A 13,759-nucleotide genomic window follows, 5' to 3' on the forward strand; every position below is an offset into this window, starting at 1 on the left:
AAGGCTGGGGGAGCGTCGCCCCGCAGGCGCGAGTTCGAAGACAGGGCCCTCGCCGGGCCCCTCGGTCCCGCCAGGCCGAGGGGCCCACCCGGCCCGTCCGTAGCGGACGCGTCAGACCTCCACCAGCACCTTGCCCCGGTTGGCCGAGCGGTCGACGTACAGGCTGCGGTACGCGGCCGGGATGCTGTCGAAGCCCTGGTGGACGGTCTCCTGGTAGCTCAGGTCTCCGCTGCGCACCAACGGGCCGAGGTCCCGCCGCAGCGCGGACCAGTTGTCCTCGGTGAACCACTCCAGCGAGAAGATGCCGCGGATCGTGGTGCGCGGGAACATGATCATCGGCAGCAGCCGCGGGCCCGTCCACCTGCCGCCGACCTGGCTCCCCCACTGCCAGCACACCGCCACCCGGCTGTTCACCGCGAGCATCCCGAAGACCACGTCGGTGAGCGTGCCGCCGAGGCTGTCGAAGTAGCGGTCGATGCCGTCCGGGGCGAGCTCTGCCAGCTCCTTGGCCAGCCCCTCCGGGTCGTCGCCGTCCCGGTAGTGCAGCGCCGCGTCGAAGCCCAGCTCCATCAGCCGGTCGGCCTTCGCCGGGGTCGCCGTCGTGCCGATGACCCGCGCGCCGCGCTGCTTGGCCAGCTGCCCGACCAGCGAGCCGACCGTCCCGCTCGCCCCGCCGACCAGCACCGTCGAGCCGGGGCGCACGTCCAGGAACTTCTCCACCGTCCCCCAGGCCGTCATCCCCGGGCCGCCGAGCACACCGAGGGCGGTGGTGATCGGCAACCGCTCGTCGTAGTGCGCCCGGTCGAGTCTGCGGTAGGCGGGGAACACCATCGGGAAGGTGCCGGTCTGCCACGGCGAGGGCTCGCCGTCGCTGATCACGTGGCTGCGCCAGCCCCCGAAGCCCTGGACCAGGTCGCCGACCGAGAAGCGGGCGGTCGGACCGGCCTCCACCACCTCCATGATCGAGTCGGCCCCCATGTGGTCGCCGATCGGGGTGTCCAGCGCGATCCCCTGGAGGTACGGGTCCACCGACACGTACCGGGTGCGCAGCAACATCTCGTCCTCGGCGAGCCGGACGTCGACCTCCTCGACGACCTTCTCGTACATCCGCTCGACGTCCGGCACTCCGTCCACGTGCTCGCGGACGATCCACTTCTCGATCCTCACGAGGTGACTCCAAACTGCCGGTCGGGGCCGACCGGTTCGATGATCAGGGTGGGCAGCGGCGCGCTGTCGTCCACGGCCGCGGTGAACGGCCTGCGGTCGTCGCGGCAGATGAACTGGACGACGTGCCGGCCGGCGGCGGCCGCGCGGATCAGGCCTCCGGTGGTCGCCCAGACCCCGGAGAGGTAGAAGTTCGCCAGACCGGGCAGCCCCGGGCCGTTGCGCTTGATCTCGTCCTCGAGGGTCTCGCCGCTCTCCACGAAGGGCTGCCAGCCCAGCACCGTCCCGTTGTAGTTGCCGGTGTAGCGGACCTGGGTGAGCGGGGTGGAGACGTCCTTGACGGCCACCGCCTCCCGGAGCCCGGGGTGGTGACCGTCCAGGAAGTCGATGATCGCGTCGCGCACCCGGCGCTTCTCCCGCTGGTACTCCCGGCCCCGCCCGACGGGCAGCGTGTGCAGCTCCTCCCCGCGCCGCAGCCGGGCGGCCTGCTCGGGGCCGGTGCTCAGCTCCCGCCAGGGGGCGATGTCGCAGAAGTAGCTGGCGTAGACCACGGTGGTCTCGGCCGGGGACAGCTCCGGGTAGTGCCGGCTGCGGAACTGGATGTTGATGCTCGGGTGCCGGATGCCGGTGAGCTGCGCGGCGAGCTCGTCCTCCAGCAGGTAGGTGGTGCACGGGTCGCCCGCGGGGAACGGGCGGCGCAGGCCGAGGAAGACGGTCAGGTATCCGGGGAAGACCATGCCCGGCTCGGTGATGGTCCGGGTGTAGAGCCGCCGGTAGGTGTCGTTCAGGTACCGGCCCTTGAGCAGGTCGATCATCGTGGTGCGGCCGTCACAGGCGGCCACCACGATGTCCGCGCGCACCTCCCGCCCGTCGCTCAGCCGCACCCCGACCGCGGTGTCGCCCTCGACCAGGATCTCGGTCACCTTGGCGTTGTAGGTGATCTCCCCGCCGAGCCGCCGGTAGCGCTCCTCGATCGACCGGGCCAGGCCGAGCGAGCCGCCCTCCGGTACGCCCGCCGACTGCCCCGCGTGCGAGGCCAGTTGGAAGTAGGTCGGCAGCACCGGGAAGTTGGGGTGCTTCTCGTACAGCACGAAGTTGAACGCCTCGCGCAGCAGCGGGCTGCGGAACCGCGCCGAGTAGTCGCTCATCAGCACCGAGATGGAGCGCCGGATCACGTTGAAGTACGGCAGGAAGGAGGCGAGCATCCGCCAGCGTTCCCACCGTCCCATCAGCCCGACCGGCTTGAGGAAGGGGTAACGGGTCAGCGCCACCCGGAACGTGCGCAGCCCGTCGCAGAACTGCCGGATCCGCCGGGCGTCCTCCGGGGCCAGCTCCAGCAGGTGGGCCTCCAGCCGGTCCGGGTCGGAGTAGAAGTAGACCGCCCGCCCGTCCCGGGTGCGCACCACGTTGAAGACGTCGAAGTTGCGCATCCGCTTGCCCTGCAGCGCGCCGAGTTCGAGCCAGATCTGGTGCATCTCGTTGCCCGGTCCGCTGCCGAGCAGCCAGCTGACGCAGCAGTCGAAGGTGAACTCGCCGCGGTCCCAGGCGGTGCAGCAGCCTCCGGGCAGCTCGTGCATCTCCAGGACCTGGGTGCGGTAGCCGTTCATCTGCGCGTAGCAGCCGGTGGACAAGCCGCCGAGCCCGCCGCCGATGATCACCATGCTCCGCCGACCGCTGTTCGTCCCCGTCATTCCGGCACTCCTACCGTGGCCCGGTCGAGTTGCGGCAGGCGGCCCCACTTGCCCGCGTGCCAGGGTTCCCGGTTGTCGCTGGGCCAGGCCCGGAACGGCCGGCCGAGCTCCCGGCAGAGGTACTGCGCGGCGTACCGGCCGCTGGTGGCGGCCCGGATCAGGCCGCCGAGCGCCGTCCACTGCCCGGCCATCGAGAAGCCGCCGAGGCCGGGCAGCCGCATCCGGTCGCGGTTGACCAGCCGGTTGACGGCGTCCTCGGCCTCCGAGAAGGCCTGCCAGGCGAGGATGCTGCCGTAGGTGTTGCCGGTGAACCGCTCGGTGGTCACCGGAGAGGCCACGTCGACCAGTTCGATCCGCGGCCCGAGCTCCGGGTAGGTCCGTGTCAGGAACTCCCGGACGAACGAGGCGACTTCCTGCTTGCGCGCCCGGTAGGCCCGGCGGTCGCCGGCCCGCAGTTCCTTCCAGGAGCGGTAGTCGCTGAAGTAGGTGCAGTGCAGCACCGACTTGCCGGGCGGCGCGAAGCCCTCGGCGTAGTCGGAGCGCAGTTGCACCACCAGGCTGTGCTGGAGCGAGCCGGGCAGCCGGGCGCCCTGCTCGGGTGTCAGCAGGTAGGTGGTGGCGTGCGGCTCGCCCGCCGGCAGCGGGCCGTCCACGCCGACGAAGGCGGAGACCACGGCCGGGTAGAGGTTGCCGGGCTTGTCGAGGAGTTCGCCGTACAGCAGGTCGGTTGACGGGCTGGAGTACCTGCCCTCCAGCAGTCGGTCGAGCACCGTCGGACCGTCGCAGGCGGCCACCACGTGGTCCGCGAAGTGCCGTGAGCCGTCCTTCAGTTCGACGCCGACCGCGCGCCCGCCCTCGACCAGGATCCGCTCGACCCGGCAGCGGTAGCCGATGACCCCGCCGAGCGAGGTGTAGCGCTCCTCCACCGACCGGGCCAGCCCGAGCGAACCGCCTTGCGGGAAGCCCGCGTTGCCGCTGTGCGCGGCCGCGAGGGTGTACAGGTACGGCAGCAGCGGGAAGCCCGCGGGCTCCTGGAGGAACATGTTGGGGAAGGCCCGGCGCAGCAGTGGGTCCCGGAAGCCCTCGGCGAAGTCGCTCATCGGGGTGGTCGCGGTGCGCCAGAACAGCCGGAAGGCGGGCAGCACGGTGCGCAGGTTGCGCAGCCGTTCGGCAGTGGAACGCAGCGGCGGCGGGGTGAGGTCCCAGGGCAGCTCGATCGCGGTGAAGCGGCGCAGGTCCCGGCAGAACGCCCGGATCGGCTTGGCGTCGCCGGGTGAGAGGTCCAGCAGATGGGCCTCCAGCCGGTCCGGGTCGCCGAAGAAGGTGACGGCCCGGCCGTGCTCGTCCACGACCCGGTTGAAGACGTCGAAGCGGGTCACTGACTTGCCGTCCAGGGCGCCGAGTTCGCGCCAGACCTGGTGGGCGCCGGTGCCCTCGGCGGTGCCGATCAGCCAGTCGATGCAGTAGTCGAACAGGTAGCCGTGCCGGGACCACGCGGTGCAGCAGCCGCCGGGGAGCACGTGCTTCTCGAAGATGCGGGTCTCCAGCCCGCTCATCTGCGCGTAGCAGCCGGTGGCGAGGCCGGCCAGGCCGGCCCCGATCACGATCACCCGGGGCGGGCCGCCGTCGGCCCGCTCCCTGGTGGACCAGTCCGGCCCGCGGTCAGCCGCGGCCATCGGCGGTGCCTCCGGCCAGGATGGCGCCCGCCAGTTCGGCGTTGCGCTCGGCGAACTCGCCGTCAAGCATCTCGGCGTGGTCGCCGTGCCCGACGTACACCGCGGTGCCGGTGGTGGAGGCGCCGTGCCAGCAACCGTCCTCACCGCCCACGTGCACGGCCAGCCGGTCGGGCTCGCAGACCACGTCCAACTGGGCCTTCACCGTGCCCGTGTTGGGCGTTCGGCTGCAGAACTCCAGGTAGTCCCTGGCCTGTTCGAGGGTCTCCCGGGCGACGATCCGCGAGCCGGTGTGGCGGTGCAGGTGCTCGTGCAGCTCGCGCTCGAAGACGGCCAGGTGCTCCTCGCCGAGCTCGAAGGCGTCGAGGACGCGGTAGGCGTCCACCAGCAGCACCGAGCTCACCGTCCGGCCGCGCCGTTCCAGCTCCTTGGCCACCTCGAAGGCGAGGTTGCCGCCGAGCGAGTAGCCGAGCAGGGCGTACGGCCCGGTCGGGTGCAGCGCCTCGACCAGGTCTGCGTAGCGGGCGGTCTTGTCGTCGCCGGTCAGGTAGTTGAAGGCGGCGATCCGGTGCTCGGGCAGGTGGGCGGCGAGCTGCCGGTAGACCAGGCCGTGGCCGCCGGCCGGCGGGAAGCAGAAGACCGTACGGCCTTGTGGCGCCCGGGTGTTGAACCAGAGGTAGGGTTCACCGCCGGCGATCTCGCCGGTGATGATCTGCTCGACGGTGCGGGCCATGCCGTGCAGGGTGGTGACCTTGAAGAGCTGGCCGACCGGGATGCTGATGTTGAACTCGCTCTGGAGGTGGTGGATCAGCTCGATCAGCCGGATCGAGCTGCCGCCGAGCTCGAAGAAGTCGTGCTGCAGGCCGACTTCGTCCAGGCCGAGCAGGTTCCGCCAGTGTTCGGCGACGCGCACCTCGTAGAGCGTGACGGGCGGTTCGTGCCGTTCGCCGCCGGTGTCGGCCTTGGGCTCGGGCAGGGCGGCCAGGTCGACCTTGCCGTTCGGGGTGAGCGGCAGGGCGGGCAGCTCGGTGAGGTAGGAGGGGATCATCACGGTGGGCAGGTGTTCGGCGAGGTGGCGGCGCAGTTCGCGGCGGTCCAGCTCTACGCCCTCGGCGGGCACCACGTAGGCGGCCAGGACCGCCTCACCGGATCCGTCCTGCCGGACGGCCACGCAGGCCTGGGCGAGTTCGGGCCGGGCGGTGAGGTGGGCCTCGATCTCGCCCAGCTCGATCCGGTGGCCGCGGACCTTGACCTGGTTGTCGATCCGGCCGAGCAGGTGCGCGGTTCCCTCGGTGTCCCAGTGCCCGAGGTCGCCGGTGCGGTAGAGCCGCAGCGGCGTGCCGTCGAACTCCAGGGTGGTGAAGCGCCGTCGGGTCTGTTCCGGGTCGCCCGGGTAGCCGGCCGCGACGCCCGCGCCGCCGATCCACAGCTCACCGGGTACTCCGGCCGGGACGGGCTCGCCGTACCGGTCGAGGATGTACAGCGCGCTGTTCGGGAAGGGCCGCCCGATCGGGACCATCCGGCCGGGTTCCAGTTCCCCGGCGGTGCCCTCGTAGTAGCTGCTGTCCACGGTGGCCTCGGTCAGGCCGTAGGAGTTGACCAGTCGGGTCCGCTCCCCGCAGAGCGCCCGCAGCCGCCGGTGCTCGGCGGCCTTCCAGGCGTCGGAGCCGACGATCAGCAGCCGCAGGAAGTCCAGCCGCAGGCCCTCGCGTTCGCAGTGGGCCAGCAGGGCGCGGGCCACGGCGGGCACGAACTCGCCGCAGTCCACGGCCTCCTCCCGCATCACCCGGTACAGCCGAGCGGTGTCGAAGAGCAGCTCGCGGTCGACCAGGACGAGGGTGCCGCCGGTACTCAGCGCCCGGGCGAGGTCGCCGGAGAACACGTCGAAGGCCGTCCCGGCCATCTGGAGGTGCACCCGGGCCTCGGTGTCCAGCCGGTACTCCTCCCGCCAGCCGGCCGTGACGGCGGCCAGGTTGCGGTGGTCGACCCGCACGCCCTTGGGGCGCCCGGTGGAGCCCGAGGTGTGGATCACGTAGGCGGGCCGGGCCGGGTCGGCGGCCGGCAGCGGTCCGGTGGAGTGGGCGGGCCGCTCCAGCTCCTCCAGGGTGACCGGCACGGCGGGCAGTTCGGCGGTGAAGGGGCGCCGCTCGTCCACCACCACCAGGGCGGCCCCGGCGTCGGCCACCTGGTGGGCCAGCCGGTCGGCCGGGTGCCCGGGGTCGAGCGGCAGGTAGGCGGCGCCGGCCCGCCAGATCGCCAGCAGGGTGGTGATCAGCTCGGGTGACTTGTCCAGGCAGACCGCGACCACCGACCGTTCGCCGACGCCCAGTTCGCGCAGCTTGGCGGCGATGCGCTGGGAGCGCTGGTCGAGTTCGCCGTAGGTCAGCCGCCGGACGCCGTCCCGGCCCGGGGCGACCACCGCGACGGCCTCGGGGTGCTCGGCGGCGGCCTTGGCGATCAGCTCGGGCACCGGCACGTCGTGGTCGATCCGCCGCTCGGCCCCGCTGAACCCGGTGAGGATGCGGTGGCGCTCGGCCGGGTCCAGCATCCGCAGCCGGCCGACCGGCTCGTCCTCGCCGGCCCGGGTCATGGCGTCCAGCAGGTTGCGGTAGTGGGCGGCCAGCCGCTGCACGGTGGCGGGCTCGAAGAGGTCGGAGTTGTACTTGAAGACGCAGTGGAAGCAGCCGTCCGAGCGGTCCTCGTAGGCGGACAGCGTCAGGTCGAACTGCCCTTCCTCCTCCGGGAGTTCGATGTAGTCCAGGCGGTATCCGAACCGTTCCACCGCGACCTTGTGGGTCAGCAGGATGAACATCGCCTGGAACACCGCGGAGCGGCTCGGGTCGTGCTGCAGCCCCAACTGCTCGACCAGCAGCGGGAAGGGGTACTCCTGGTTGTCCAGCCCGCCGAGCACGCTCCCCCGCACCCGGGCCAGCAGCTCGGTCACCGTCGGCTCCCCGGCCAGGCTCACGTGCAGCGGCAGCGGGTTGACGAAGTAGCCGTAGACGGAGGCGAACTCCTCCTGCGTGCGGCCGGTGACCGGACTGCCGACCACGATGTCCGGCTGGCCGGACCACCGGTGCAGCAGCAGGTAGTACGCGCTGAGCAGCACCATGAACGGCGTAGCGTTGTTCGCGCGGGCCAACTCGTGGACCCGGGCCGTCAGTTCGTCGTCCAGCCGGAAGAACTCGGAGGCCCCGTTGTGGGTCTGCACCGCCGGGCGCGGCTTGTCGGTGGGCAGCGCCAGCACCGGCATCTCGGCCGGCAGGTGACCGCGCCAGTAGTCGAGCATCCGCTGCGCCTGGGGCCCGGCCAGGAAGCGGTTCTGGTGGTTGAGGAAGTCCAGGTAGCGGGCGGCCACCGGGGGCAGTTCGGGGGTGCGGCCCTGGCGCAGCGCCTCGTAGACCTCGAACAGCTCCTCGATGAAGGTGAAGGTGGAGATCGCGTCCGAGACGATGTGGTGGACGGCCTTCATCAGCACCCAGCGGTCCGGGCCGCGCCGGAACAGCCGCAGCCGCACCAGCGGGTCCTGCGCCAGGTCGTACGGCCGCCGGTACTCACGGACGATCAGCTCGTGGATCTCCTCCCACGGGCGGCCCTCGACGTCGAACAGCCCGGTGTCCGTGACCACCTCCGCGCGGATCCGCTGGACGGGGCGGCCCTCCTCGGCGGTGAAGGCGGCGCGCAGCCCGGGGTGCCGGGCGACGAGGAAGGCGAAGGCGGCGAACACCAGCTCCGGGTCGAGCTCGGCGCGGACCTCGACCGCGCCGCCGATGTTGTACGCGAACCCGTCGGGGTGCAGCAGGCGCAGGAACCAGAGCGCCTGCTGGTTGTGGGTGAGCGGGTAGCGGGACTCGTCGGTGTACAGCTCGACCTCGGCCTGCTCCGCGCCGCCCTCGGTGTCGAGCCGATCGGCCAGGCCCTCGGCGAGCAGGTCGACGAGGTCGCCGACGCTGCCGTTGCTGAGCAGCGCCACCACCGGCAGGGCGACGCCGAGTTCGCCGTGCACCCGGGCGCGCAGCTCCATGGCGAGCAGCGAGTCCAGGCCGTGCGAGCCCAGCCGGGTCTGCTCGTCGATCCGCTCGACGCCGATCCGCAGCACGGCCGCCGCGGCGGCGGTGAACCGTTCGGCGATCAGCTGCCGGCGGGTCTGCGGGTCGGCCGCGCGGTAGGCGTCCAGGAAGCCTCCGGTCTCGGCCGGGGCCTGTTCGGCGGCCTCGGCCGCGAGTTCGGCGACCAGCGGCGGCGGCGCCGGGTACCAGGCGAGGAAGGTCGGCCAGTCGACCACGGTGGCGACCAGCAGTTGGGCCCGGTCCTGCCCGAGGACGCGCTCCAGGACGGCCGTCCCGGCGTCCGGCGGCAGCGAGCTCATGCCGCGGGCGTCGCGGTAGTGGGCGACCAGGCCCAGCTCCTCGATCATGCCGGTGGCCCAGGGGCCCCAGTCCAGGCTGAGCGCGGGCAGGCCGTCGGCCCTGCGGTGGTGGGCGAGGGCGTCCAGGAAGGCGTTCCCCGCCGCGTAGTTGGTCTGCCCGGCGGTGGTGAGCAGCGAGGCGACGGAGGCGAACAGGACGAAGTGGTCGAGGGGTTCGTCACGCAGCAGCCGGTGCAGCAGGTGGCCGCCGATCACCTTGGGGGCGTACCCGGCGTCGAAGGCGGCGCGGTCCATCTGCGCCAGCAGGGTGTCCTTGACCTGCCCGGCGAGGTGGAACACCCCGCGGATCGGCGGGAGTTGGCGCTGGCGGTAACCGGCGAGCCAGGCCGCGAGGGCGGCCTCGTCGGTGACGTCCACCGGAGCGAGCAGCGGTTCGGCGCCGAGCGACTCCAGCTCCCGCAGGAAGGCGATCCGCTCCCCGACGGGGCTCGCGGGGTCGACGGCCCGCCATTCGGCTCGGTCGGGCAGGGCGGTGCGGCCGACCAGGATCAGCCGCCGGGCGCCGCGCCGCACCAGGGTGCGGCAGAGCAGTCGGCCGAGGGCGCCGAAGGCCCCGGTGACGAGGTAGCTCCCGTCGGGGCGCAGGACCGGCGGCAGCGGCCGGGTGAGGCCTTCGGCCCGGCGCAGCCGGCTGGTGAGCCGCCGGCCGCCGCGCAGGGCCAGTTCCTGTTCGTCCCGGGCGGCGAGTTCGGCGAGCAGCGCCTCGGCCTGGTCGTGCGGTGCGAGGGCGGGGTCGAGGTCGATCAGGCTGCCGCGCTGGGCGACGAGTTCCTGCTGCCACAGCACCCGTCCGATGCCCCAGGCGGGGGCGCCGAGCGGTTCGACCCGGTCGCCGGGGGCGGCGGCCTGGGTGCCCCGGGTGACGACGTGCAGTCGGCCGTCCGGGCGGACGGCGGGCAGGGCCTGGGCGAGGGTGATCAGCGAGTAGGCGCCGTGGGTGGCGAGCCGGTCGAGCTGCCCGGGTTCGGCCGCGTCGAGGGCGGGCAGGTCGAGGTTCCACAGGTGGACGACGGTGGCGCAGTCGCGATCGAGGTCGGCGAACAGCCGCCTGAGGTCCTCGGCGGAGTCGGGCCGTACGGTCGCCCGGCCGTCGCCGAAGGCGTACCGCGCGCCGGGCCGGACGAGGTGGCTGCGGGCGCCGCGCTCGGCGGCCAGCGCGGCCAGCCGCTCGGCGAGGCCGCCGGCGTCGGCGAACAGCAGCAGGTCGCCGGTGGGCTGGTCGGCGGGGGCCGCCGGGGCGTCCGTCCAGGCCAGTTCGGTGAGCCAGCCGTCGATGGTGGCCAGGCCCACGGAGGCGGAGGCCTGGGCGACGTCGGCGACCCGGAAGCCGGTGATCCGGCCGAGCGGGGTGCCGTCCTCGGCGTAGAGGGCGAGGTCGCCGACGAGTTCCTCGCCGCTGTCCCGGGTGACGGTGGCGTGCGCCCACAGCGGCCGGTCGCCGATCTCGTCGAGCCGGACCTCCTCGATGGAGACCGGCAGCCGGACGCTGCCGCCCTCGGGCGCGTGCAGCTGGGTGGTCAGCAGGGTCTGGAAGCAGGCGTCGAGCAGGACGGGGTGGACGTGGTGGTCGGCCGCGTCGGGGCCGAGCCGCTCGGTGGGCCGGATCCGGGCCAGTGCCTCGCCGGGCCCGGCCCACACCTCGGCGATGGCCTGGAAGGCGGGCCCATAGTCGTAGCCGCGCTCGGACAGCCGCCGGTAGCAGTCGGGGCCGTCGACGTGCCGCCCCCGGGCGCGGAGCGCGTCGAGGTCGGGGGCGGGCCGGTGGGCCAGCCGCTGGCCGGTGCGGACCCGGCCGCTCGCGTGGACGGCGGGTTCGCCGCCGGCCGGGGTGGAGGCGATGGTGAAGCGGGCGTCCTCGGGCGCGTAGCCGAGCTGGACGGGTACGGGCTCGGTGTCGGAGAGGAACAGCGCCCGGTTCAGCTCGACCTCGGCCAGCACCACCTCGGTCCCGCCGGTCAGCGCGCGGACGGCCTGGGCCGCCATCTCCAGGTACCCGGCGGCCGGGAAGACCACCTGCCCCTCGATCCGGTGGTCGTCCAGGTACGACAGCCGTTCGGGGTCGAGCGCGGTGGTCCAGGACGGCTGGGCGGCGGCGGTACGGCGGCCGAGCAGCGGGTGGTCGACCCGCCCGAGCCGGACCTGCTCGACCGGCTCGGGCTCCACCCAGTAGCGGTCGCGCCGCCACGGGTAGGTCGGCAGCGGCACCGGGCGCCCGGCCGGGTGCAGCACGTCCCAGCTCAACTCGACGCCCAGGGTGTGCAGTTCGGCGAGGGTGCGGGTGAGGCGCTCGGGCTCGTCCTGCTGGCGGCGGATCGACGGCAGCGAGTGCGCCTGCTCTGCGCACTCGCGGATCGCGTGCCCGAGCACCGGGTGCGGGCCGACTTCCAGGAAGAGCCGGTGTCCGTCCTCGGCCATCCGCTCGACGGCGGCCCGGAAGCGCACCGGGTTTCGGACGTTCCGCCACCAGTACTCGCCGTCCAGCTCCGGCCCGTGGGCGAGGCCCTCCTGGGCGGTCAGGTAGAGCGGCAGCTGCGCCTCGCGCGGTTTGATCTCGGCGAGCGCGGCGATCAGCTCGTCCCGGATCGGGTCCATCCGCACGCTGTGGTACGGGACTTCGACGTCCAGGAAACGGGCGAACACGCCCTGGTGCTGGAGTTCCTCGGCGAGTTCGCGCAGCGCCTCGGTGTCTCCGGCGAGGGTGACCGCGGAGGGGCTGTTGACGGCTCCGAGCGAGAGCCGGTCGCGGTACGGGCGGATCCGGCGCTCCGCCTCCGCCTCCGGCAGGCCGACGGCGAGCATCGAGCCGGTTCCGGCGAGGAGCTGTTGCAGGCCGCTGCGGGCGAGCACGACCCGGACGGCGTCGGCCAGGTCGTACACCCCGGCCTCGTGGAAGGCGGCGACCTCGCCGGTGCTGTGGCCGACCACCGCGTCGGGGCGCAGTCCGTGGCTGCGCCACAGGGCCGAGAGGCCCACCTGGAGGGCGAAGTTGGCGGGCTGGGCGAGCCAGGTCTCAGCCATCCGGGAGTCGGCCTCGTCGCGGCCGAGTTCGTCCAGCAGTGACCAGCCGGCCTGCTCGCGGATCTCCCGGTCGACGGCCCGTACGGCCTCTCGGTAGACGGGCTCGCTCTCGTACAGGCCCCGGCCCATCCCCCACCACTGCGGGCCCATGCCGGTGAACACCCAGGCGAGGCGCCGTTGTCGGCGGTCCTGGACGCGACCCTGGACCACCTGCGGGTGGGCCTCGCCGCGCTCGTGCGCGGCGAGCGCCTCGTCGAGGTCGCGCTGCTCGGAGTAGACGACCGCGAGCCGCTCTGGCAGGTGCTGGCGGCGGTGGGCCAGGGTGTGGCCGAGGTCGGCGAGCGCCGTGCCCTCGGCGAGTTCGCGCCGGATGGCGCCGGCCAGTTCGGGCAGTCCCGCGGCGTCCTTGGCGCTCAGTGGCAGGATGCTGCGGGTCGGCCGGGGCACCCCTGCGGCGGGAGCGGGCGGCTCCCCCGGGCCGGGCGGTTCCTCCAGCAGGACATGGGCGTTGGTGCCGCCGAAGCCGAAGGAGTTGACGCCCGCGCGGGCCGGGCCCTGGTGCTCGGGCCAGTCGACCGGGGTGGTCGGGATGGTGAAGGGCAGCGCGTCCAGGTCGATGGCGGGGTTGGGCCGCTCCAGGTTGAGGTGCGGCGGGATGCGGCGGTGCTTGAGGGCCAGCACGGTCTTGATCAGCCCGGCGACCCCGGCGGCGGCCTCGGTGTGCCCGATGTTGGTCTTGACCGAGCCCACGTAGCAGCGGTCCCCGGTGCGGCGGCCGATGCCCAGCACCCGGCCGAGCGCGGCGGCCTCGATCGGGTCGCCGACCGGGGTGGAGGTGCCGTGCGCCTCGACGTACTGGAGGCTGCCGGGCACCACTCCGGCTTCGGCGCAGACCCGTTCGATCAGGGTGGCCTGGGCGTCCGCGCTGGGGACGGTGATGCCGTTGGTGCGGCCGTCCTGGTTGACGCCGCTGCCGAGGATGACGGCGTGCACCGGGTCGCCGTCGCGCAGCGCGTCGGAGAGCCGCTTGAGCACGACCACGCCGACGCCCTCGGCGCGGACGTAGCCGTCGGCGGAGGCGTCGAAGGCGCGCGAGCGGCCGTCGGCGGAGAGGAAGCCGCCCTTGGTCTCGGCGATCGTGTACTGCGGCGCCATGTGCAGCAACGCGCCACCGGCCAGGGCGAGTTCGGTCTCGCCGCGGAGCAGGCTCTGGCAGGCGAGGTGGACCGCGACCAGTGAGGAGCTGCAGGCGGTGTCGATCGAGACGCTGGGGCCGCGGAAGTCGAAGCAGTGCGAGATCCGGTTCGACACCATCGTCATCATGGTGCCGGTGGCGGTGTGCGCGGCGATGGTGCCGAAGTCGAGGTCGGCGAACTGGAGGATCTTCCAGTCCAGGGTGAAGGCACCCATGTAGACGCCGACGTCCCGCCCGGCCAGTTCGCCGGGGCGCAGCCCGCCGTCCTCCAGCGCCTCCCAGCTGACCTCCAGGAGCTTGCGCTGCTGCGGGTCCATGTGTTCGGCCTCACGCGGGCTGATGCCGAAGAAGTCCGGGTCGAAGGTGTCGAAGCCGTCGATGTAGCCGCCCCGGCCGCCGATCAGCCTCCCCGGTTTGGCCCGGTCCCGGCTGCCCAGGGTGCCGGTGTCGTACCGGTCGGCGGGCGTGTCGGTGAGACAGTCCCGGCCCTCGATCAGGTTGCGCCAGTAGGTCCGGTGGTCGTTGGCGTGTCCCGGCAGGCGGCAGCCGATGCCGGTGATCGCGATCCGTTCGCAGGGCACGGCGAAGG

General features: G+C 73.1%; 4 protein-coding genes. All 4 read right to left on the bottom strand.

Annotated features, from left to right (window positions below; genetic code table 11):
* Positions 1 to 111 precede the first annotated feature (111 nt).
* The 4 genes from J0670_RS12825 to J0670_RS12840 are packed head-to-tail and all read right to left on the bottom strand — an operon-like array spanning position 112 to position 13,751.
* Positions 112 to 1,167 (bottom strand): NADP-dependent oxidoreductase, encoded by a 1,056-nt coding sequence (locus tag J0670_RS12825; protein WP_207811645.1) that lies wholly within the window; start codon positions 1,165 to 1,167, stop codon positions 112 to 114.
* A complete protein-coding gene (locus tag J0670_RS12830; protein ID WP_207811648.1) occupies positions 1,164 to 2,825 on the bottom strand; it encodes an NAD(P)/FAD-dependent oxidoreductase in 1,662 nt (553 codons plus the stop codon). The genes J0670_RS12825 and J0670_RS12830 overlap by 4 nt, the downstream gene beginning before the upstream one ends.
* 26 nt (positions 2,826 to 2,851) lie before the next feature.
* Positions 2,852 to 4,531, bottom strand: a complete 1,680-nt coding sequence (locus J0670_RS12835; protein ID WP_207811646.1) for an NAD(P)/FAD-dependent oxidoreductase — start codon at positions 4,529 to 4,531, stop codon at positions 2,852 to 2,854.
* Positions 4,518 to 13,751: a non-ribosomal peptide synthetase/type I polyketide synthase gene (locus J0670_RS12840; protein WP_207811647.1), complete on the bottom strand. Its 9,234-nt coding sequence runs from the start codon at positions 13,749 to 13,751 to the stop codon at positions 4,518 to 4,520. The genes J0670_RS12835 and J0670_RS12840 overlap by 14 nt, the downstream gene beginning before the upstream one ends.
* Positions 13,752 to 13,759: the final 8 nt, after the last annotated feature.

This window comes from Streptomyces sp. FH025, assembly GCF_017427025.1.
Classification (GTDB): domain Bacteria; phylum Actinomycetota; class Actinomycetes; order Streptomycetales; family Streptomycetaceae; genus Kitasatospora.

What these genes read in the sequence shown, in the direction of transcription:
- J0670_RS12835 (WP_207811646.1), bottom strand. Translation starts at nt 4,531, where the DNA reads ATGGCCGCGGCTGACCGCGGGCCGGACTGGTCCACCAGGGAGCGGGCC.
- J0670_RS12830 (WP_207811648.1), bottom strand. Translation starts at nt 2,825, where the DNA reads ATGGTGATCATCGGCGGCGGGCTCGGCGGCTTGTCCACCGGCTGCTAC.